18 protein-coding genes are annotated in these 21,593 nt (G+C 67.1%); 7 read left to right on the top strand and 11 right to left on the bottom strand.

Features of this window, described 5'->3' with window-relative positions; all coding sequences use genetic code 11:
- Positions 1-41 precede the first annotated feature (41 nt).
- Positions 42-719, top strand: coding sequence for an HAD hydrolase-like protein (locus HLH28_RS12725; protein WP_246396114.1), 678 nt, complete (start codon positions 42-44; stop codon positions 717-719).
- Here HLH28_RS12725 and HLH28_RS12720 read toward each other — a convergent pair.
- Both HLH28_RS12720 and HLH28_RS12715 read right to left on the bottom strand, forming a co-directional pair.
- Positions 716-922: a LytTR family DNA-binding domain-containing protein gene (locus tag HLH28_RS12720; protein ID WP_246396112.1), complete on the bottom strand. Its 207-nt coding sequence runs from the start codon at positions 920-922 to the stop codon at positions 716-718. The two genes, HLH28_RS12725 and HLH28_RS12720, sit on opposite strands and share 4 nt — an antisense overlap.
- A 16-nt stretch (positions 923-938) precedes the next feature.
- Complete coding sequence (locus HLH28_RS12715) at positions 939-1,631, bottom strand: hypothetical protein (protein WP_182959720.1); 693 nt, start codon at positions 1,629-1,631, stop codon at positions 939-941.
- 374 nt (positions 1,632-2,005) lie between these two features.
- Here HLH28_RS12715 and HLH28_RS18410 point away from each other — a divergent pair, with 374 nt between their 5' ends.
- Complete coding sequence (locus HLH28_RS18410; RefSeq protein WP_338029727.1) at positions 2,006-3,463, top strand: FAD-dependent oxidoreductase; 1,458 nt, start codon at positions 2,006-2,008, stop codon at positions 3,461-3,463.
- Between the two features lie 21 nt (positions 3,464-3,484).
- Here the strand turns inward: HLH28_RS18410 and HLH28_RS12705 are convergent, their stop codons facing one another.
- The 7 genes from HLH28_RS12705 to mutM all read right to left on the bottom strand — a co-directional run bounded on the left by HLH28_RS12705 (position 3,485) and on the right by mutM (position 12,504).
- Entirely contained in the window at positions 3,485-4,267 is a 783-nt protein-coding gene (locus HLH28_RS12705) for a DUF3108 domain-containing protein (RefSeq protein ID WP_246396110.1), read from the bottom strand.
- A 13-nt stretch (positions 4,268-4,280) separates the two neighbouring features.
- The gene (gene gyrB / locus HLH28_RS12700; RefSeq protein WP_408869846.1) at positions 4,281-6,749 is read right to left on the bottom strand and encodes a DNA topoisomerase (ATP-hydrolyzing) subunit B; all 2,469 of its coding nucleotides are present in this window, start codon (positions 6,747-6,749) and stop codon (positions 4,281-4,283) included.
- A gap of 44 nt (positions 6,750-6,793) precedes the next feature.
- The gene (recF, locus tag HLH28_RS12695) at positions 6,794-7,966 is read right to left on the bottom strand and encodes a DNA replication/repair protein RecF (protein WP_182959716.1); all 1,173 of its coding nucleotides are present in this window, start codon (positions 7,964-7,966) and stop codon (positions 6,794-6,796) included.
- A gap of 160 nt (positions 7,967-8,126) precedes the next feature.
- Positions 8,127-9,251 (bottom strand): DNA polymerase III subunit beta, encoded by a 1,125-nt coding sequence (gene dnaN / locus HLH28_RS12690; protein ID WP_182959714.1) that lies wholly within the window; start codon positions 9,249-9,251, stop codon positions 8,127-8,129.
- Positions 9,252-9,362: 111 nt separating this feature from the next.
- The gene (gene dnaA, locus HLH28_RS12685) at positions 9,363-10,814 is read right to left on the bottom strand and encodes a chromosomal replication initiator protein DnaA (RefSeq protein WP_182959712.1); all 1,452 of its coding nucleotides are present in this window, start codon (positions 10,812-10,814) and stop codon (positions 9,363-9,365) included.
- A gap of 400 nt (positions 10,815-11,214) precedes the next feature.
- A complete protein-coding gene (gene rpsT / locus HLH28_RS12680) occupies positions 11,215-11,484 on the bottom strand; it encodes a 30S ribosomal protein S20 (RefSeq protein WP_182959710.1) in 270 nt (89 codons plus the stop codon).
- A gap of 123 nt (positions 11,485-11,607) precedes the next feature.
- A complete protein-coding gene (gene mutM / locus HLH28_RS12675) occupies positions 11,608-12,504 on the bottom strand; it encodes a bifunctional DNA-formamidopyrimidine glycosylase/DNA-(apurinic or apyrimidinic site) lyase (protein ID WP_182959708.1) in 897 nt (298 codons plus the stop codon).
- 29 nt (positions 12,505-12,533) lie between these two features.
- Here mutM and HLH28_RS12670 point away from each other — a divergent pair, with 29 nt between their 5' ends.
- The 5 genes from HLH28_RS12670 to HLH28_RS12650 are packed head-to-tail and all read left to right on the top strand — an operon-like array spanning position 12,534 to position 18,171.
- The gene (locus tag HLH28_RS12670) at positions 12,534-13,328 is read left to right on the top strand and encodes a class I SAM-dependent methyltransferase (RefSeq protein ID WP_182959706.1); all 795 of its coding nucleotides are present in this window, start codon (positions 12,534-12,536) and stop codon (positions 13,326-13,328) included.
- Positions 13,329-13,330: 2 nt separating this feature from the next.
- Entirely contained in the window at positions 13,331-14,578 is a 1,248-nt protein-coding gene (gene coaBC / locus HLH28_RS12665; protein ID WP_182959704.1) for a bifunctional phosphopantothenoylcysteine decarboxylase/phosphopantothenate--cysteine ligase CoaBC, read from the top strand.
- Positions 14,575-15,045, top strand: a complete 471-nt coding sequence (gene dut / locus HLH28_RS12660; protein WP_182959702.1) for a dUTP diphosphatase — start codon at positions 14,575-14,577, stop codon at positions 15,043-15,045. Before coaBC ends, dut begins: the two co-directional genes overlap by 4 nt.
- Positions 15,046-15,085: 40 nt before the next feature.
- A complete protein-coding gene (locus tag HLH28_RS12655) occupies positions 15,086-16,813 on the top strand; it encodes an ABC transporter permease (RefSeq protein ID WP_182959700.1) in 1,728 nt (575 codons plus the stop codon).
- 11 nt (positions 16,814-16,824) lie between these two features.
- The gene (locus tag HLH28_RS12650; protein ID WP_182959698.1) at positions 16,825-18,171 is read left to right on the top strand and encodes an ABC transporter ATP-binding protein; all 1,347 of its coding nucleotides are present in this window, start codon (positions 16,825-16,827) and stop codon (positions 18,169-18,171) included.
- Positions 18,172-18,190: 19 nt separating this feature from the next.
- Here the strand turns inward: HLH28_RS12650 and msrA are convergent, their stop codons facing one another.
- Together msrA and HLH28_RS12640 are read right to left on the bottom strand one after the other, a co-directional pair.
- Positions 18,191-18,763, bottom strand: coding sequence for a peptide-methionine (S)-S-oxide reductase MsrA (gene msrA, locus HLH28_RS12645; protein ID WP_246396108.1), 573 nt, complete (start codon positions 18,761-18,763; stop codon positions 18,191-18,193).
- Positions 18,764-18,864: 101 nt separating this feature from the next.
- On the bottom strand, positions 18,865-21,558 hold the full coding sequence (locus HLH28_RS12640; protein ID WP_182959696.1) for a valine--tRNA ligase: 2,694 nt from the start codon (positions 21,556-21,558) through the stop codon (positions 18,865-18,867).
- Positions 21,559-21,593 lie beyond the last annotated feature (35 nt).

The raw sequence follows: 21,593 nt of genomic DNA, 5'->3' as shown, positions 1-21,593 counted from the left end.
TTTACGGAATACTGCACCCACCGTCAGCAGGAGCTCCCGTCATGAATGCACGATCCCCCCGCCTTGCCGTATTCGACATGGATGGCACTCTTCTGGACAGCCTTCCCGATCTCGCGGCCTGCGCGGATCGCCTGCTGACCTCCTACGGCCTGCGCGGCGTCACGCCGGACATCGTCCGCCCGATGGTCGGCGATGGCGTCGCGGCCCTGGTCCGGCGATTGCTGGCCCATGCGGGGGAGGCTGCCGCGTCGATCGACGCGCAGGAGGCCACGACACGCTACATGGCCGACTACACGCCCCGATCGACCGAGCTGTCGCGCCCCTTCCCCGGCACCACCTATGCGCTGGAAACGCTGAAGGCCGACGGCTGGACACTGGCCATCTGCACCAACAAGCCGGTCGAGGCCGCACGGCGGATCGTATCGGCATTGGGCCTGGACGGGTGGTTCGACGCGATCGGCGGCGGTGACAGCTTCCCTGTCCGCAAACCCGACCCCGCGCACCTGCTGGGCACCATCGGGCTGGCGCATGGCACGCCGGGGCGCGCGATCATGGTGGGCGACCATCACAATGACATCCTGGCGGCGACGGGCGCGCATGTCGGATCGGTCTTCGCCCGCTGGGGCTATGGTCGGCCGGAAATGGAGGCCGGGGCCACGATCGGGGCCGACAGCATGATCGAGATCCCGCATATCGCGGCGCAACTGATCCCGGCCTAGATCGACCGCAGGCGTTCCAGCGTATCGGGATAGCGCCGTGACAAAGGCACGATCCCGCCGTCCCCGATCGCTAGATCGAAATCGCCCGAGCCGGTCGGAACGATCTCGCGGACGTGCGCCGCGTTCACCAGCCAGGATCGATGGGTACGCATCAGGCCATGCGGGGCCAGCGCCTGCTCGACCGTCTTGAGGGACGCCCGCATCAGTTTCCTGCGCCCGTCATCCAGGTGAAATTCGACATAGTTCCCCCGCCGCCCGGACCGCGCCGATCGCGGACACCGGGACGCGCGTCATCCTCGCGCCCTCGACGATGTCGAAGCTGGAAGGGGAAAGCGAGGGCGGTTCGACCACAGCGGCCGGCGAGGCTGCGCGCGCCGGTCTCGTGCAGAGCCAGAATATCGCTCCGATAAGGACGTAGCTGACTAGATCCTTGCGATATTCATATAACCATTCCGCCGGCCCGAGATATTGAAAGCCGCGAATCGCATAGGCCGCGCGGCGCAGCCCGATCATCAGGGCAACATGGGTCGTTGAATAGGCGACACTCGCCCCCGCATGCACGACCAGCACCCGGCGCCACGACGTCACACCCGGCCGGGCTACCCGAAGCGCCAGATAGATGATGCCGCAGACCGTCAGTTCGGCGATCCCGCTGCTGCCTTCCCATATGACCGGCTCCCACGCCGAGAGCCGGCGGTGCAGCCGTGCGGCATCGTCGAGGACCGTAAAGACGTTGATGGTGTCCACGAACAGCAGGGAGCCGGCGATGGTCAGCCAGGCGGTGCGCAGGCCGCCGCCCGGTACGCCGCTCGTCCCCGATGCCTCGCCATTCATCCCGAACAACAGCCGGATGACCCGTCCACCGTGCCGACCGGACCATGACGATGGCGGACTGGCTGATGCCGAAGACATGGTCACGGATTATCTCCGTTCGAGAGGGATCTACATGAACACATATAGCCGTATCGGCCGCTTCCGTCCGCACCGTTTGTCGCGACGGCGCCTGCTCGCTTCGATCGCCTTCGCGCCCGTCGCGATGTCCATTCCCGCCCGGGCTGCGTCGATTGTCCGGGTACGTCCGGGCGATCCCGGCTGGCCCGATGCCAGCATGTGGAGGGCACTTGCCAGGGATGTGGGTGGGCGATTGCAGCCGGGACAGCGGCCCGATCTCGCCTCGGCGGCGGTGCGCGCGCAGATCGACAACCCATTCTATCTGCGCGACGAGCCCGGCCTGACGCAATCCTCGGGGCTGGATCGACGCGTGGCGCTCGTCCCCGAGCGCCTATGTGTTAAGGGCGCGGGATGCTGCGGATGTCAGCCAGGCTGTGCGTTTCGCGGCCGCCCACCGGCTGCGTCTCGTCGTCAGAGGTGGAGGGCACAGCTATATCGGCGGATCGAATGCGCCCGACTCGCTGATGATTTGGACCCGCGACATGGACGAGGTCACGCTGCATGACGGCTTCGTGCCATTGGGATCGTCCTCCGCGCCGGTGCCGGCGGTCTCGCTCGGCGCGGGATGCATCTGGCTGGACGCCTATCGGGCGGTCACGACGCATGGCGGCCGCTACGTGCAGGGCGGCGGCTGCACGACCGTGGGCGTCGGGGGGTTTGTACAGGGCGGCGGCTTCGGAAGCTTCTCGAAGGCATTCGGAACCGGCGCGGCGCATCTTCTGGAGGCCGAGATCGTCACCGCCGATGGGCGCGTGCGCATCGTGAACGCGGTTCGCGAACCGGACCTGTTCTGGGCGCTTCGGGGCGGCGGCGGTGGCACGTTCGGCGTCGTCACGCGCCTGACACTGCGCACCCACGATCTGCCCCGCCGGTTCGGCGTCGTGCATTGGACATTGCGTGCGATATCCGACGCGGCGTTCCGACGGCTGCTCGACCGGTTCGTGGCGCTCTATGCGGATCACCTCTTCAATCCGCACTGGGGGGAGCAGGCCAGCGCCAGACCCGGCAATGTCCTCGAGGTCACGATGCTCTTCCAGGGGCTTGACGCCGCGCAGGCACAGGCGGCGTGGCAAGGACTGATCACCTTCGTTGCGGCGCATCCGCGGGAGTATGTCGCAGGGGATGATCTGCTGATCGCGGACATTCCGGCCCGTCATTTCTGGGATGAGGCCTATATGTCCCAGGTCCTTCCTTCCGCAGTGGCACGCGACACGCGCGAGGGCGCGGGGCGGGACAATTGGTGGTGGAAAGGCGATAGCCAGCAGGTCGCCGCCTTCTGGCATGGGTACGAATCGGCCTGGCTGCCACAGAGGCTCCTGCACGGAGAGAATCGTGCGGCCTTCGTCGATGCCTGGTTCTCGGCCTCCCGCCGGTGGCCGGTTACCCTGCATTTCAACAAGGGTCTGGCCGGCGGATCAGCGTCGGCGATCGATACATCGGGGGCAACGGCGATGAACGCCAAGGTGCTCGACGCCTTCGCGCTCGCGATCATCGCCTGCGACGGTCCGACCGCCTACCTGGGCTTGTCCGAGACCGATCTGGCAACCGCGCGGCGGAACCGGTCGCATATCCGCCAGGCGATGCAGGCCCTCCGCAACGTCATCCCCGATGCCGGATGCTATATGTCGGAATGCGATTACAACCTGCCTGACTGGCAGCGCGCTTTCTGGGGGGACAATGCGCAACGGCTGCAACAGGTCAAGAAACGCTACGACCCGACCGGCCTGTTCATGATCCATCACGGGGTCGGCAGCGACGGTTGGAGCGCCGACGGATTCACGCGGACCGGGTAAAGGTCTCACGGCCGGCGCGCGTCACTCCTGCGGGCGCAGCATGACGGCCAACCGGCCGAGCTTCGGGTGGTCGAATACGATCCGCACCGCCGTCTCCCCGTTCCCTTGCGCGTCCTGGAACCACACGCTGCCGAGGATGGGACGGCGGGCCGGGGAATCCGGACCATCCGACCGGCGGAAGCCGGCGATCTGCACATCGCTGAAATCGCACCGCAATGCCATGCCATGATAAGGCTGGTGCGAATCGTCGGGCATCTGCTCGGTACCGATCGTCCGGGCCTCCATCCGCAGCAGGCGCGCACCGTCGAAGACGACGGCCGACCCGTCGCAGGCATGGCGGGTCCGAACCGCTTGCTGCAGGCGCATCAAGGCACTGAGGGAATCCACGGCCGGGGCCATGTCATCCGACGGGATCGGATCGCGACCGGTCTCGGGCGGGGTTTGCAGGGCGATCCGCGCGCGGCCGTCGTCATAGGCCATGACGACATGCCGGTCGGCCCCTCGGGAAAATCCCGCACTGTCATAGGTCAGCGGCTGGACGCCATCGGCGACGAAGCGACCGGTGGCCTGCGAGGTGATGTTCATGTGGAACAGCAGCCCCATCAGGCCGCCGCTCTTCATCGTCGCGCGAACGGCATATCCCGTCGGGGTCACGCTGTAGCGGGCCGCAATCGCCAGCACCCGGAAGCCGTGGCTGTACACGGCATAGGTCTGGTCGATCTGCGGCGGCATGTCCGCCGCCAGGGCACGTCCCGTTCCCAGGGCGACGCCCAGGGCCAGGACGCGAACGATCGCCCGGATCATCACTGGCCCTGCCCTAGACGTCGAGATTCGCAACCTTGAGCGCATTGCCGACGATGAAATCGCGGCGCGGCTCGACCACGTCGCCCATCAGGGTAGAGAAGACCTGCGCCGCGTTCTCCACGTCGCCCACCTTGACCTGCAACAGCGTCCGCATCGCCGGATCCAGCGTGGTTTCCCACAGCTGGGCATCATTCATCTCGCCCAGGCCCTTGAAGCGGTTGATCGACAGACCCCGCCGCCCCTGCGCGAGGACGCGGTCGAACAGCGACGCGGGTCCGGTCACCGGACGGGTCGTGCTGTCCAGGGTCAGTTCCACCGTCCCGGTGAAATCGGCCATCAGCCGGTCCACCCGCTCGGCCAGCCAGCGGACCTCGGCGCTGCGCAGGGTCGCCGGGTCCAGGCGATAGACCTCGCCCACGCCGCGCACGCTGCGCGCCAGTTCCAGACCATCGGCGCTGGCGACGACTTTCCAGCCGCGTTCGTTGGGCAGCGACACCTCGTCCAGGCGGGCCTGCAGGCTGGCGACCCGGCCCTGGACGGTGGCGACGTCGGCATTCAGGGCGCCGGTAATCGCCGCTTGTTCCAGGATCCAGATCGGCGCCCGGACCGACAGGCGCTGCAAGGCGCGCGTCACGTCGCGGATAAAGCCGATTTCCGTGGCCAGGTCGTCGCCCGTCACGACGCGCCCGTCGCCAAGGCGCAGCGACGCATTGGCCAGCGCCTTGTCCAGCAGGTATTTTTCCAGCGCCGCGTCGTCCTTCAGATACCGCTCGTCATTGCCGCGCTTGGCGCGATAGAGCGGCGGCTGCGCGATATAGAGATGCCCCCGCTCGATCAGTTCGGGCATCTGGCGGAAGAAGAACGTCAACAGCAGCGTGCGGATATGCGATCCGTCGACATCGGCGTCCGTCATGATGACGACGCGGTGATAGCGCAGCTTGTCGATGGAAAACCCGCCCTGATCCACCTCGCCGCGCCCGATGCCGGTACCCAGCGCGGTAATCAGGGTGCCGACCTCGGCCGAACCGAGCATGCGGTCGAATCGCGCACGCTCCACGTTCAGGATCTTGCCCTTCAGCGGCAGGATGGCCTGGAATTTCCGGTCACGCCCCTGCTTGGCGGTGCCGCCGGCCGAATCCCCCTCGACGATGAACAGTTCCGAGCGCGCGGGGTCGCGTTCCTGGCAATCCGCCAGCTTGCCCGGCAGGGACGAGATGTCGAGCACCCCCTTGCGCCGCGTCAGCTCGCGCGCGCGCCGTGCGGCCTCGCGCGCCGCGGCGGCGTCCATCACCTTGGCGACGATCGCCCGGGCCTCCTTGGGGTGGGTTTCGAACCAGTGTGCGATCATGTCCGACGCCGCCGCGTGCACTACCGGCTGCACCTCGGACGACACCAGCTTGTCCTTGGTCTGGGACGAGAACTTCGGGTCGGGCACCTTGACCGACAGCACCGCCGTCATGCCCTCGCGCATGTCCTCGCCGACCAGGGCATGGCTGTCCTTCTTGCTGCTGTTTCCCTCGGCATAGCGGCCGACCACGCGGGTCAGGGCCTGACGGAACCCGGCCAGATGCGACCCGCCGTCGCGCTGGGGGATGTTGTTGGTGAAGCACAGCATCGTCTCGTGGAAGCTGTCGTTCCAGGTCAGCGCGAATTCGACCTTGATGCCGTTCTCGTCATTCTGCAGGCTGCCGGTGATCGGCGGATCGACGATCGCGGCCTTGCCCTGGTCCAGCCATTCGACGAAGGCCGCCAGGCCGCCTTCATAATGGAAGATATCCTCGCGCGTGGTGGCGTGACGTTCGTCGCGCAGCACGATCTGCAAGCCGGAATTGAGGAAGGCCAGCTCGCGCACGCGGCGTTCGAGGATGGCGAAGTCGAATTCGATGTTCGTGAAGGTCGCGACGCTGGGCTTGAACGTCACCAGCGTGCCGCGCGGCTCGGCGCTGGGGCCCACCACCACCAGCGGGGCGTCGCGTTCGCCATGGCGGAAGCGGATCATATGCTCCTGCCCATTCCGCCAGATCCGGACTTCCATCCATTCCGACAGGGCGTTGACGACGGCCGCGCCCACGCCATGCAGGCCGCCGGACACCTTGTAGGAATTCTGATTGAACTTGCCGCCGGCATGCAGCTTGGTCAGCACGACCTCGGCCGCGCTGATTCCTTCGTCGATATGCATGTCGGTGGGAATGCCGCGGCCATTGTCGCGAACCGACACGCTGCCGTCCCCGTTCAGCGTGACGATGCAACTCGTCGCATAGCCGGCCTGGGCCTCGTCCACCGCATTGTCGATGATCTCGAAGCACATATGGTGCAGGCCCGACCCGTCGTCGGTATCGCCGATATACATGCCCGGCCGCTTGCGAACGGCATCCAGCCCCTTCAGGACGGAGATCGATGCGGCGTCGTAGTCCGAGTTGTCGGGCGAGATCCCGCTCATGTCCACATCGGGTTTCTGAACGGGATTGGATTGGTCGGACATACCGGACGGATGCTCCAGGCAAGAATCTTGGTCGAAAGACGGGATCATACAGGCTTACCGCCCGGCGAACCAGCATCCGGCGGCCGAAATCCGGACGGGGGCGCGGACAGGGGGCGAAGCTCGCCGTCGTGCGGGATTACGAATGCGGCCAGGTCGCGCAGGGGCAGGAACTGCTCGGCGTCGGTACCGGTCATCAGAACGGTGGTGTCGAACCTGCCGATGGTCCTGAACAGGGCCTCGCGCCGCGCCCGGTCCAGATGGACCAGCGGTTCGTCCAGCAGGATCACCGGCCCGTCGCCCCGGCTGCGCGCCATCAGGGCCGCATGCGCCAGGATCACACCCAGCAGCAATGCCTTCTGCTGGCCGGTGCTGGCCTGGCCGGCTGCGCGGCCGGTCGCCCGGTCGGACAGGGCCAGGTCGGCACGATGCGCCCCGGCGCCGCTACCGCCGCGCGCGGCATCCGTCGGCCGGTCGGCGGCCAGCCGCGCGCGCAGCCAATCCTCGACCGACAGGGCCGGCCGATCGCGCAGACGCTCGGCAATCGTGCAGACGACCTCCAGCCGTGCGACGGGAAATCCGTCGGGAACCGTGCTGCCCCCGGCGTCGTTCAGCTGTGCCGCAAGCGACAGACGGGCGGCCGAGGCCGCCACGGCATGCCGCGCCATCGAATCCTCCAGCGCCGCCAGCCAGGCCGGATCGGCCCGCCCCGTCGCCAGCAGCCTGTTCCGCTGCGCCATCGCCTGATCATGGGCCGCCAGTTCGCGCGCATGTCCCGGTTCCAGCGCCAGCACCAGCCGGTCCAGGAAGCGGCGGCGACCCGGCAATCCATCCTGGAACAGGCGATCCATCTGCGGGGTCAGCCAGACGGCGGACAGATGATCGGACAGGCCGGCCCGGCTGCGCAGCGTCTCGCCATCCATCCGGAAGACCCGGCGTTCGGGCCGGGCCGGGTCGCTGCCGGTCGCGATATCAAACGGCCCGGCGGCGCCGCCGAACCGGGCCGCGACACCCCATGCCGATACGCCGTGCCGCACGATGTCCGCATTGCGTGCACCGCGCAGACCGCGCCCAGGAACCAGCAGCGACAGGGCCTCCAGCAGATTGGTCTTGCCGCTGCCGTTCTCGCCCGTCACCACGGTGACAGGCGAAGACGGCCGCCACACCAGGTGGCGATAATTCCTGAAATCCGTCAGCGCCAGCCGTTCGAGACGCGCCATGGCGAACCGGACGGTTCCCGGTCAGAAGTTGTCTGAAAAATGGACATGCCGGGCGAGCGCGCCGCGCAGTAGCACGCCAATCGTGTGCTTCCGCGCCCCGAAGCGGAACACGGAAAACGCGCGTCGGATCGCCGGAATGCCCACTTTGTCAAACAGCTTCTCAGACCCGCATCGGCATCAGGACATACAATGCCGACGGGCTGCCCACGTCACGCACGATCGTCGGCGCCGAGCTGTCCGAAAACGCGAATTCGACGTCGCGATCGATCTGGTCCGTGATGTCGTTCAGGTAACGGGCCTGGAACCCGATCTCCAGCGGATCGGAATCATAAGTGACGTGATTTTCGTCGAGTTCTTCCTTCGCCGTACCCTGATCCGGGCTGACCGCGGACAGGGTCAGCAGGTTGCGGCCGATCGACAGCTTGACGGGGCGCGAACGCTCCTGGCTGATGGCGGCGACGCGGGCCACGGCGTCCGAGAAATCGCGCTTGCCGACCCGCAGGATCTTGTCGTTGCCGCGGGGAATCACGCGGTCATATTCCGGAAAGGTGCCGTCGATCAGCTTCGACGTCAGGGTCACGGTGCCGACGGTGAACTGGATGCGCGTATCGGACAGGGCAACCGTAACGTCGTCGGCCCCCTCGTCCAGCAGCTTGCGCAGTTCGGCGATCGTCTTGCGCGGCACGATGACGCCGGGCATACCCTCGGCCCCGGGCGGGACTTCGGTCTCGACGCGCGCCAGGCGGTGACCGTCGGTGGCGACGGCGCGCAACATGTTGCCGTCGTCGACGGTTGCGACATGCAGATAGATCCCGTTGAGGTAGTACCGCGTTTCCTCGGTCGAGATGGCAAAGCGCGTCCGGTCGATCAGGCCCCGCAGCACGGCCGCCGGCATGGTGAAGCGATGCGGCAGCGCTCCGGCCATCATCGACGGGAAATCGTCGACATCCAGCACGTTCAGGCTGGTGGCGTAGCGTCCGGCCCGCAGGGCCAGCGGCGCGTCCCCACCCGTATGGTCCAGTTCGATGGCGACGCTGTCCGGAAGCTTGCGCACGATCTCGTACAGGACGGCGGCAGGCGCCGTCACCGCGCCGTTCCGGCTGGTCTCGGCGCCGATTTCCTCGACTACCGCGATTTCCATGTCCGTCGCGGTCAGCGTCAGCCGTCCATCGGCGACATTGATCAGGACGTTGGCCAGGATCGGAATGGTGTTCCGCTTCTCGGCGACACTCTGGATATGGGCGAGCGCCTTGAGCAGTGTCGCGCGGTCAGCCTTCAGCTTCATCGGTACAGAATCTCCTTGCCCGGCATAAACCCGCCCTGGCCAGCCCGACGGGGGATTAGCTCTAGCAGCGCCCGGCGACTGCGGAAAGGCCCCGCATGCCGGGCCGTGCGATCAGCTCTCGAGCATGCGCCGCAGAAGCTCGACATCCTCGGCGAACGCGGTGTCGCGTTCCATCAGTTCGGTAACTCGGGCGACGGCGTGCATGACTGTGGTGTGGTCGCGGTTGCCGAACTTGCGGCCGATTTCCGGCAGCGACCGGCTGGTCAACTGCTTGGCCAGATACATTGCCACCTGCCGCGGACGGGCGACCGCCCGGGCCCGGCGGGCCGACGACATGTCGGTCAGGCGGATATTCCAGTGCTCGGACACCTTGCGCTGGATTTCCTCGATCGTCACCCGGCGGTCGTGGGCCTTCAAGATGTCGTGCAGCACATCCTGCGTCGCCTCCAGCGTCACCGGCCTGCCGAACAGGTTCGCATGCGCGATCAGCCGGTTCAGCGCGCCTTCCAGTTCGCGGACGTTCGACGTGATCTTGTGCGCCAGGAATTCCAGGACCTTGCCCGGAACGGCGACGCCGGACGCCGCGGCCTTGGATTCCAGGATGGAAATCCGCAATTCGAACGTCGTGGCATGGATGTCCGCGACCATGCCGCAGCCCAGCCTGGTCCGCAGGCGATCCTCCAGCCCCGACAGGTCTGACGGCGACTTGTCGGCCGATACGACGATCTGTCGCCCCGCATCCACCAGGGCGTTGAAGGTATGGAAGAATTCTTCCTGCGTATTGTCCTTGCCGATCAGGAACTGCAGATCGTCGATCATCAGCACGTCGACCGAACGAAGCTGCTCCTTGAATTCCATCGTCGATTGCGACCGGATGGCGGCGATGAAGCGGTACATGAATTTTTCGGCCGACATGTAGGCGACCGACACCGCCCCGCCCCGCACCAGTTCCGACCCGATGGCATGCATCAGATGCGTCTTGCCGAGCCCGACGCCGCCATACAGAAACAGCGGGTTGAATCCCGGGCTGGACGGCCGTTCGGCCACCCGGCGCGCGCAGGCATAGGCGAATTCGTTCGGCTTGCCGACGACGAAGGTGTCGAAGGTGAAGCGCGGATCGAGCGGCGCCGCCAGATCGTTGCGGTTTTCGGGAACGCGATCCTCGGCCACCGGCGACACCACCGGGGTCGATGCCACGCCGCGATCGTCACCCCCCTGCTCGACATCGGCCAGGGCCGGGGGGGGAGAGGCCGCCGCGCCGTCGATGCGGGCGACCTGCAGTTCGACCCGGCGGATCTCGGGAATTTCGGCGTTCCACAGCGTGCTGAGCCGATCGCCATACTGGCTGCGCACCCAGTCGCGCAGGAAGCGGGTGGGCAGGTTCAGGGTGATCTCATCCCCGTCCACGGGACCGATCGTGATCTGCTTCAGCCAGGTCCGGTATTCGACCTCGCCCACCTCGGCCTGCAGCCGGGCGCAGATGCGGGCCCAGTGGATATCGAGGATATTCCGGGCCGACCGAGCCTCCGCGACGGCATCATATCCACCCAATTCGCCCGTCATCTCAACTCCCGGCCGTTCGAGGACATGATTGTCCGGCTGCGCGGAAATTCCGCGCGATTATTCCCAGACCCAAGACATCCGATAGGCATAGTTTTCCGCCTGCCCGACACCCTTGCGGGCATGGTCACATCGCCTCACCAATCATCACGACAGGAAGGCGCCAAGAATAGGTCACGGACCTGACGGAGGCAACGAAAAACTGGCGAACGAGATCCGCCAAAATCCCGAAAACCGGACAGCTCGCCAACACTTGTCCCAGGCCTCAGGCCAACAGGGAACCTGTGCTATAAAACAAAAGTCGGGCCGCGCGTAAAAACGCCTGGCCCGACTTCTGCTAGTTTTTTACTATCCGTAAATCCATTACTTTCCGTGCGGAAAATAATACCGGATCATCAGTCGATCACGCTGCGGCGATCGCCTTGATCCGGGCGGACAGGCGGGAAATCTTGCGCGCCACGGTGTTGGCGTGGATGACGCCCTTGCCCGACGCACGCTGCATTTCCGGCTGGGCCGCGCGCAGCGCGTCGGCCGCCTGTTCCTTGTTGCCGGTCGCGATCGCGGCCTCGACCTTCTTGATGAAGGTGCGCATGCGCGAGACGCGCGCCGTGTTGCGCGCGTTCCGGCGCTCGTTCTGTCGGATGCGCTTGCGCGCGGATGCGGTATTGGCCATCGTTCTCAGTTCAGCATAAATCAGGTTACGAGGTCCGCCGCCTGACATGTGCGGACATCCAGATCAGGGTGGCGATCTAGTCCAAGGCTCCATCCCTCGTCAAGACAAGTCTTCGCGGAACAGTCATTCAGGGCCGGCGACGACCGCATCCCGGGCCGTGTCCAGGATCTGGGACCGGGGGCAGAAGAATGTCGACCGTCCCGCCTGGACGATCCGGACCACGCCCGCGCAGGCCGCGCCGCCCGGACAATCCGGGCATCCCTCTCCCGCCCTGCCGTAGACGCGCCAGGCATGTTGGAAGTAGCCCAGCTCCCCATCCGGCTGGACATAATCGCGCAGGCTTGACCCCCCTGCCGCGATCGCTTCGCGCAGGACGGTGCGAATTCCACGGATCAGCGCCGCCTCCTCCCGCTCGTCCAGGGTGCAGGCCAGGCGCTGGGGGTGGATCGAGGCGCGGAACAGGGCTTCGGACACGTAGATGTTGCCCAGGCCCGCCACGACGGCCTGGTCCAGCAGCGCAGCCTTGATCGACGTCCGGCGCCCGGCCATGACCTGATGCAGCCAGCGCTGCGAAAACCGGTTGCCCAGGGGTTCGGGACCGAGTCGCGCCAGCAGGCGGTGCCGGTCCTCGTCCTCCGTCGGCATCAGGTCGACGACGCCGAAGCGCCGGGGGTCGATCAGGCCGAATCGCGCCCCACCCACCGTCTCGAAGGACAGATGCTCGTGCCGCGTCGCCGCCGGGTCGTCCCCCGGTCTGACGTCTTCCGGCCCCAACAGCAGCACCCGCCCGGACATGCCCAGATGCAGCAGCATGGTTTCCCCGCTGTCCAGCCGCATCAGGATGTATTTGGCCCGACGCCGGAAATCCACGATCCTGGCACCGGCTAGGCGTTCCGCCAGACGTTCGGGGAACGGGAAACGCAGCCCGTCCCGCCGGACGGCCGCCCGCGCGATGACCTGGCCTTCGAGACGCAATCGCATCCCGCGCATCACTGTTTCGACTTCAGGGAGTTCCGGCATGACCGGATCTGAGGTTATATCCCTGTTCCATGACCGACAATACCATCCAGCCCCCGTTTGCGGACCCCGCAATGCCCCGCTCCGCCGACGCGGACACCACCGATTTCGGATTCCGCGACGTCCCGATCTCCGAGAAGAAACCGATGGTCCGCGCCGTCTTCGACAGCGTGGCCACGCGGTACGACATCATGAACGATGTCATGTCCCTGGGCATCCACCGGGCCTGGAAGAAGATCTTCATCACCGAACTGGGCGCCCATCCGGACCTGACCCTTCTGGACCTGGCCGGCGGGACGGGCGACATTTCCTTCGGATGGTTGCGGGCGGGCGGCGGACAGGCGATCCTGTCGGACATCAACGCCAACATGCTTGCCGTCGGTCGCAACCGCGCGCTGGAGCGGGGCCTGATTTCCAGCCTGCGCTTCGCCGTGGTGGACGCCGAGGCGATCCCCCTGCCCGACCGCTCCGTCGACCGGGTGTCCATCGCATTCGGCCTGCGCAATTGCACCGACAAGGACGCCGTCCTGCGCGAAGCCCGGCGCGTCCTGCGGCCGGGCGGGCGGTTCCTCTGCCTCGAATTCTCCCGCGTGCAGGTGGCGGCGCTGTCGTCGGTCTACGACGCCTGGTCGTTCCAGGTCCTGCCCCGGATGGGGGCCGCGATCGCCGGCGATCGCGAAAGCTACCAGTACCTGGCCGAAAGCATCCGCATGTTCCCCGACCAGGACACCCTGGCCGGCATGATGCGCGACGCCGGACTGGAACATGTCACCTACCGCAACCTGTCGGGCGGGATCGCGGCCATCCATTCGGGCTGGCGGATCTGACCGTGACGCCGCACGCCCCCGCACCCGACGGGCGGTCGGTCCTGCTGATCGTCTGCGGGGGCATCGCGGCCTACAAGAGCCTGGAACTGATCCGCCTGCTGACGACGCGGGGCGTGCGCGTGCGGGTGGTGCTGACGGGGGCCGGCGCGTATTTCGTCACCCCGCTCAGCCTCCAGGCCCTGACGGGCGAACGCGTCTTCTCGGACCTGTTTTCCCTGACCGATGAGAGCGAGATGGGTCATATCATCCTGTCGCGCTCCTGCGACCTTCTGGTGGTGTGTCCCGCGACGGCGGATATCCTGGCGCGGATGGCGGCCGGCATCGCCGACGATCTGGCGACCACGGTGCTGCTGGCGACCGACAAGCCGGTCATGGTCGCGCCGGCGATGAACGTGCGGATGTGGGACCATCCGGCGACGCAAGCCAACATGGCGACTCTGCGCGCCCGCGGGGTATCGGTCGTGGGGCCGGAGGTCGGCCTGATGGCCTGCAACGAGACCGGCCCCGGACGCCTGGCCGAACCACCCGTCCTCGCCGAGGCGATCTTCCGCCATCTGGAACATCGCGCCGAAGCCCTGCCGTCGCTCGTCGGGCGGCATGCCCTGGTCACCGCCGGGCCGACGTTCGAGCCGATCGACCCGGTCCGTTACCTGGCCAACCGCTCGTCCGGCCGCCAGGGCTATGCCATCGCTGCCGCCCTGGCCGCCCACGGGGCACGCGTCACCCTGGTCAGCGGTCCGGCGGATCTGCCGCCGCCACCCGGCGCCGACGTGCGACGGGTCGAAACCGCCGCCCAGATGCTGGCGGCGTGTCAGGCCGCGCTGCCCTGCGACATCGCCGTCTGCACCGCCGCCGTCGCCGACTGGCACGTCGCCAACAGCACCGACCGCAAGATGAAGAAGGGCCCGGGGGCCGCCGCCCCCGTCCTGACCCTGGCCCCCAATCCGGACATCCTGGCGCAGCTTGGCGCCCCAGGGCCGGCACGCCCGGCTCTGGTGGTCGGCTTCGCGGCCGAAACCCACGACCTGGAGCGGTACGCGGCGGCGAAGCGCGTGGCGAAGGGATGCGACTGGATCGTCGCGAACGACGTGCGGCCGGAAACGGGTATCATGGGCGGCGCGGAAAACGAGATCGTCCTGATGACCGCCGACGGGTCCGAACGCTGGCCCAGGCTGGCGAAGGAGGCCGTGGCACGGCGCCTGGCGCAGCGGATCGCCGAATTCTTTTCCCCCGACCGGAGTCCTCCATGACCGCCCCCACCGTTCCAGTCGCCGTTCGACGCCTCGCCCACGCCGAGGGCCTGCCCCTGCCGACCTATGCGACGGCGGGCGCGGCGGGCATGGATTTCCTGGCGGCGGTCGCCTCCCCCGTCATTGTCGCCCCCGGCGCCCGGGTCCTGATCCCGACCGGCCTGTGCATCGCCCTGCCGGCGGGATATGAACTGCAGATCCGCCCGCGCTCCGGCCTGGCGCTGAAGCACGGGATCACCCTGCCCAACAGCCCCGGCACGATCGACGAGGACTATCGCGGGGAAATCGGCATCATCCTGCTGAACACCGGCACCGAGGCAGTGACGGTCGATCGCGGCATGCGGATCGCCCAGGGTGTCCTGGCACCCGTCGTTCGCGCCGACTGGCGCGAGGTCGGGACACTGGACGAAACCACCCGCGCCGGCGGCGGATTCGGCAGCACGGGAACGGCCGCCCCCGCAGCCTGAGGACAGGCGCACGCCTTCGGCAGGACAGGAAAGTAGGTTCATGACGGCGAGCACGCTCCCCGCCCATCCATCCCGCCAGGGCCGTCCCAACCTGTTCGACCTCGCGGCCCTGCTGTGCATCCTGGGGCTCGCCGTCCTGCTGGCCTCGGCCGGGCGCCACATGCTCGCGCCGCTGTCCGCGCCCAACGCGGCGACGATCCATCTGGACCCGTCCTGGCTGCCCGGATATGCCGTGCGGACGACGCTGCGGATGTTCGCGGCCCTGATGGCGTCCCTGCTGTTCACCTTCACCTACGCCGTGTGGGCGGCCAAGAGCCGCCGTGCGGGCCTGATCCTGGTCCCGGTCCTGGACGTGCTGCAATCCGTTCCGATCCTGGGGTTCCTGACCTTTACCGTCGTGTTCTTCATGGGACTGTTTCCCGGGCAGGTCATGGGGGCCGAACTGGCGGCGATCTTCACGATCTTCACCAGCCAGGCCTGGAACATGGCCTTCAGCATGTATCAGTCCCTGCGCAGCATCCCGCCGGACCTCGATGAGGTCGCGCGCGGGTTCCGTCTGACGTCCTGGCAGAAATTCTGGCGGCTGGAGGTCCCGTTCGCGGTGCCCGGGCTGGTGTGGAACGCCATGATCTCGATGTCCGGCGGCTGGTTCATGGTGGTGTATTCCGAGACGATCACCGTCGGGAACACCGACGTCCTTCTGCCCGGCATCGGGTCGTATGTCGGCACCGCCATCGCCCAGCGCGACCTTTGGGCGGTGCTGTATGCCATCGTCACGATGCTGGTCGTCATCCTGGGATACGACCAGCTGGTCTTCCGTCCCCTCGTCGCGTGGTCGGCGCGCTTCGCCACCGCGACAATCGACGCGCGGCCGGCCGGCGATCCCTGGATGCTGGTGCTGCTGCGCCGCACCGCCCTGCTGCGGCGGGTGACAGATTCGATCGGCAACGGGCTGACGGCAATCGGCGGGCTGCCGCTGGGCCGGCGTCCGTCAGATGCGCGCCACAAGGTCCGGGTACCCGAACGCGTGAAGGACGCGGGGTGGACGGCGCTGCTGGCCGGATTCTGCGCCGTCGCGGCCTGGCAGGTCTGGCAATATGCCCATGCCGCGTTCTCGCTGGCCGAGATCGGGCATGTCGTCGCCCTGGGCGGCCTGACCCTGGTCCGGGTGATCGCGATGGTGCTGCTGGCCTCGCTGATCTGGGTACCGGCGGGGGTGTGGCTGGGACTGGACGCCGTACGGGCGCGTCGCACCCAATTCGTGGCGCAGTTCATGGCGGCCTTTCCCGCCAATCTGTTCTTCCCGATCTTCGTGGTGTTCATCGTTCATTTCCACCTGGCCAGCGACATCTGGCTGACCCCCCTAATGATCCTGGGGACGCAGTGGTACATCCTGTTCAACGTCGTGGCCGGGGCCGCGTCCTATCCCGCCGACCTGCTGGAGGTCGCGCGCAGCCTGCATGTCGGCGGCCGCCTGTGGTGGGTCAGGGTCATCCTGCCCGGGATCGTTCCCTATTACATCACCGGCGCGATCGCGGCCTCCGGGGGCGCCTGGAACGCCGCCATCGCCGCCGAGGTCGCGAACTGGGGCGACGTCCATCTGGGGGCCCACGGGCTGGGCGCCTACATCGCCCACGCCACCCTTCGCGGCGATACCGCGCATGTCGGGCTGGGCATGACCATCATGGCCGCCTTCGTCCTGCTGTTCAATCGCGCGGTCTGGCGCCCGCTTGCCGAATATGCCCGCCGTCATTTCACCTTCAGCTGAGGCCCCGAGCGATGACCCTGCCTGCCGCCGCGTCCCCCGACCCCACGCATGACGAACTGATCCGGATCGTCGGCTGCCGGCAGGCTTATCATAAGGAAAGCGCCGCCGACCTGGTCGTGCTGGACGACGTGCACCTGACGCTGCGGTCCGGCGAGATCGTGGGACTGCTGGGACGTTCGGGGTCCGGAAAATCCACCCTGCTGCGCATCATCGCCGGCCTGCTGCCGCCGACGTCGGGCCAGGTGCTGTGGAAGGGGCGCGAACTGGACGGACCCGTCCCCGGCATTGCGATGGTCTTCCAGTCCTTCGCGCTGTTCCCATGGCTGACGGTGCAGAAGAATGTCGAACTGGGACTGGAGGCAAAGGGCGTGCCGGCGGCCGAGCGCGAGCAACTGGCCGAAAACGCCATCGACCTGATCGGCCTGGGCGGATACGAAAACGCCTATCCCAAGGAATTGTCGGGCGGCATGCGCCAGCGCGTCGGCCTGGCGCGCGCACTGGTCGTGCATCCCGATCTGCTGCTGATGGACGAACCGTTCTCGGCACTGGACGTGCTGACGGCGGAAAACCTGCGCACCGACCTGATCGAATTATGGGCCGAGCGCCGGCTACCGATCAAATCGGTGCTGCTGGTGACGCATAACATCGAGGAAGCGGTGTTGATGTGCGACCGCATTCTCGTCTTTTCATCCAATCCGGGGCGGGTGGCGCATGAATTGTCGGTGCCGTTCGCCCATCCCCGCAATCGCGAAGATCCGGCCTTCCGGCAATTGGTGGACCGGATCTACGCGCTGATGACCCGCCGCGCGCCGATCGTCTCCGAGGCCGAACTGCCCGGCGAGGAGGGCCCCCTGCCACCCCCGTCCGTCCAGATCGCCCTGCCGCCCCTGCCGATCAATACGATGGTGGGCATGATGGAAACCCTGGCCGCCGACCCGCTGGACGGCCGAGCGGACCTGCCGCTGCTGGCATCGCGGCTGCAACTGGAACTGGACGATTTGTTCCCGCTGGGCGAATCCCTGCAACTTCTGGAATTCGCCGAACTGGAAGACGGGGACATCATCCTGACGCAGGAAGGCGCCCGCTTCGTCCAGAGCGCCCATGACGAGCGCAAGCACATCCTGTGGCACAGCCTGCTGCACAATATTCCGCTGGTCCGCACGATCCGCTCGGTCCTGGACGAACGACCGAACCACCGCGCCAGTGCCGAGCGCTTCCGCGACGAACTGGAGGACAGCATGTCCCCCGATTACGCCAAGCAGACCCTGCAGACGCTGATCGGCTGGGCGCGCTACGCCGAATTGTTCGATTTCGACGAGGAAGCCGACCAGTTGTTCCTGGACGAAGAACCCTCGTAGAGACGGCCCGTCATGCCTGTTACCGGCGCGCCAGTGCCAGCCGGTCATGGAACAGGCGCCGCACCTTCGCGACCTTCGGCGAGATCACGGCGACGCAATAGCCGCGTTCCGGATGTTTGGCGAAATAATCGTGATGATAGGGCTCGGCCTCGTAGAACCGTTCCAGCGGACGGATTTCGGTGACGATCGGGTCGGGCCACAGGCCGGATGCCGCGATCTCGTCACGGACGGCGCGGGCGGCGCGTTCCTGCTCCGCATTCGCGCAGAAGATCACCGAACGATACTGGGTGCCGACATCCGCGCCCTGCCGATCCGGCGTCGTCGGGTCATGCAGGGTGAAGAAGATCCGCAGAAGGTCCGCATAGGGCAGGATGTCCGGATCGAAGCCGACCCGGACGATTTCGGCATGGCCCGTCCGGCCGGTGCAGACCTCTTCATATGTCGGATCCGGCCGGATGCCGCCGGCATATCCCGGCGCCAGGTCCAGCACGCCCGACAATTCCCGGAGCATCGCTTCGATGCACCAGAAACATCCCCCGCCAAGATAGGCGACATCCCGGCGGGACGCGCCCTGTGTCATATGGTCGGTCATGCGAATCCCCCGTCCCGATCATCCGGCCCGTCCATCAACATGTGACGGAGCGCACCGGATTGAAAGAGAAGTGATGGTGACGAGCGCGCGACCCGTCCTGATCAGGCAATCCGGGCCAGGGCCGCGTCCAGCCGGGCGCGCTCGCCCTGCTGCTGGGCCAGGCGGTCGCGATTTTCCTCGACGACCTCCGGCTTGGCGCGCGCGATGAAATCCGCATTGCCCAGCTTGCGCTCGACCTTCGCGATTTCGTCGTCGATCTTCCGGCGCTCCTTTTCCAGGCGCTGGCGTTCCTGCGACAAATCGATGATCCCGGCCAGCGGAATGACCAGCGTCGCCTCGTCCACCACCAGCTGCGCCGCGCCCTGCGGCATGTCGTCCGCCAGCACCGTGACTTCGGACACGCGGGCCATGCGGCCGATCGCCTCGGCCCAGCGCCCGGCCCGTTCCACCGTCTCCAGGGCGGCGTCACGCAGCAGCACGGGTGCCATGCGCGACGGCGGCACGTTCATTTCGGCCCGCACGGTACGAATCGCGGAGATGAACCGCACGACCCAGTCCAGTTCGGCGGCGGCCTCCCCGGCGCCCTCCGGGCGGACGGCTTCGGGCCATGCGGTGGTCATCAGGCTGCCGGGCGCGCCGAACCCGAACTGCGCCCACAGGTCGTCGGTGACGAACGGCATCACCGGCTGCAGGATCCGCAGGATCACGCCCAGCACATGGGCCGCGACCGCGCGGATTTCCGCCGCCTGGGCCGCGTCATCCCCGTTGAAGACCGGCTTGGCGAACTCCAGGAACCAGTCGCAAAAGCAGTTCCAGACGAAGCGGTAGCAGGTCGCCGCATATTCATCGAACCGGAACGCCTCCAGCGCCGCGTCGGCCTCGACCGTCGCACGCGCGGCCTCGTCCAGGATCCAGCGGCCGAGCGCCGAGGTCGCGTCCTGGGGGCGGAAGCCGTCCACCGACTTCACCCCGTTCATCTCGCAGAACCGCGCGGCGTTCCAGATCTTGGTGACGAAGGAGCGATGTTCCTCGATCCGCTTCTGCCCCAGCTTGACGTCGCGGCCCAGGCCGGTCAGCGCGCAGACCGTAAAGCGCATGGCGTCGGCGCCGTACTGGTCGATCATCTCCAGCGGATCGATGCCGTTGCCCTTGCTCTTGGACATCTTCTGGCCGCGCTCATCGCGGACCAGCCCGTGGATGAAGACGGTGCGGAACGGCACGTCGTCCATGAAATGCAGGCCCATCATCATCATCCGGGCTACCCAGAAGAAGATGATGTCGAATCCCGTCACCAGCACGTCGGTCGGGTAGTAGCGCGCCAGATCCGCCGTGCGGTCGGGCCAACCCAGCGTGGAAAACGGCCAGAGGGCCGAGGAAAACCACGTGTCCAGCACGTCCTCGTCGCGGGTCAGGACCTCGTCGCGGCCGTATTGCGCGCGGGCCTGCACCTGCGCCTCGGCCTCGTCCTGCGCCACGAAGACATGTCCGTCCGGGCCGTACCAGGCCGGAATCCGGTGTCCCCACCAGAGCTGCCGGCTGATACACCACGGCTGGATCTCGCGCATCCAGGCGAAGAACGTGTTTTCCCACTGCTGCGGCACGAACTGGACGCGGCCGGTCTCCACCGCCGCGATCGCCGGGCCGGCCAGGGTCGCGGCATCGCAATACCATTGCGTGGTCAGGCGGGGTTCGACGACGGCGCCGCTCCGCTCGGCATGGGGGACCTGGTTACGATGCGGTTCGATCTTCTCCAGCCAGCCCAGGCGTTCCAGTTCCTCGACCATGGTCTTGCGGGCCTGGTCTCGCGGCAGGCCGTCCAGCCCCCGGACGAACTGCGGATCGGCCAGCCCGTCCTCGGCGCGCAGGTCTCCCTCGATCTCGGCCAGGGTGATGCGGGCATCGGCGTCCAGCACGCTGGGCATCGCCAGCTTGTGGCGACGTCCGACCTCGAAATCGTTGAAATCGTGCGCGGGCGTGATCTTGACCGCGCCGCTGCCCTTTTCAGGGTCCGAATGCATGTCCGCGACGACGGGGATGCGCCGGCCCGTCAGCGGCAGGACCAGCGACCGGCCGACCAGGTCGGCATACCGTTCGTCATCGGGATGCACGGCAACCGCCATGTCGCCCAGCATCGTCTCAGGCCGGGTGGTCGCCACGGTGATGGTGCGGCCCGGCTCCCCCTCGACGGGATAGCGGATGTACCACAGGTTGCCCTGGATTTCGCGATTCTCCACCTCCAGGTCCGAAATCGCGGACCGGAAGGCCGGGTCCCAGTTCACCAGCCGCCGGTCCCGATAGATCAGGCCCTGGCGATACAGGGTGACGAAGACCTCGCGCACGGCCTGCGACAGGCCGTCATCCATGGTGAAGCGTTCGCGCGGCCAGTCCAGCGAGGCCCCCAGCCGGCGCAGCTGCGTCGTGATGCCGCCGCCCGATTCCGCCTTCCACTGCCATACGCGCTGCTCGAACGCCTCGCGACCCATCGCCTGGCGGGTGGTGCCTTCCTTCTGCAACGTCCGCTCGACCACCATCTGGGTCGCGATCCCGGCGTGGTCCGTGCCCGGCTGCCACAGGGTGTCGCGCCCCTGCATGCGCCGCCAGCGGATCAGCGTGTCCTGCAACGTCATGGTCAGCGCGTGGCCGACATGCAGCGTGCCCGTCACGTTGGGAGGCGGGATCATGATCGTGTAGGGCTTGGCGTCGCTGCCGGGATCGGCGGCGAACGCGCCTTTCCGTTCCCAGAGCGCGTATAATGTCGGTTCGATCTCGCCGGGCGAGAAAGACTTGTTCAGCATCGCGAAAGCCAGACCTAACTCAATGAATAGCCGGG

The organism is Gluconacetobacter tumulisoli, assembly GCF_014174155.1.
In the GTDB taxonomy this organism is placed as follows: domain Bacteria; phylum Pseudomonadota; class Alphaproteobacteria; order Acetobacterales; family Acetobacteraceae; genus Gluconacetobacter; species Gluconacetobacter tumulisoli.
This window is presented reverse-complemented; position numbering and strand designations above follow the sequence as displayed.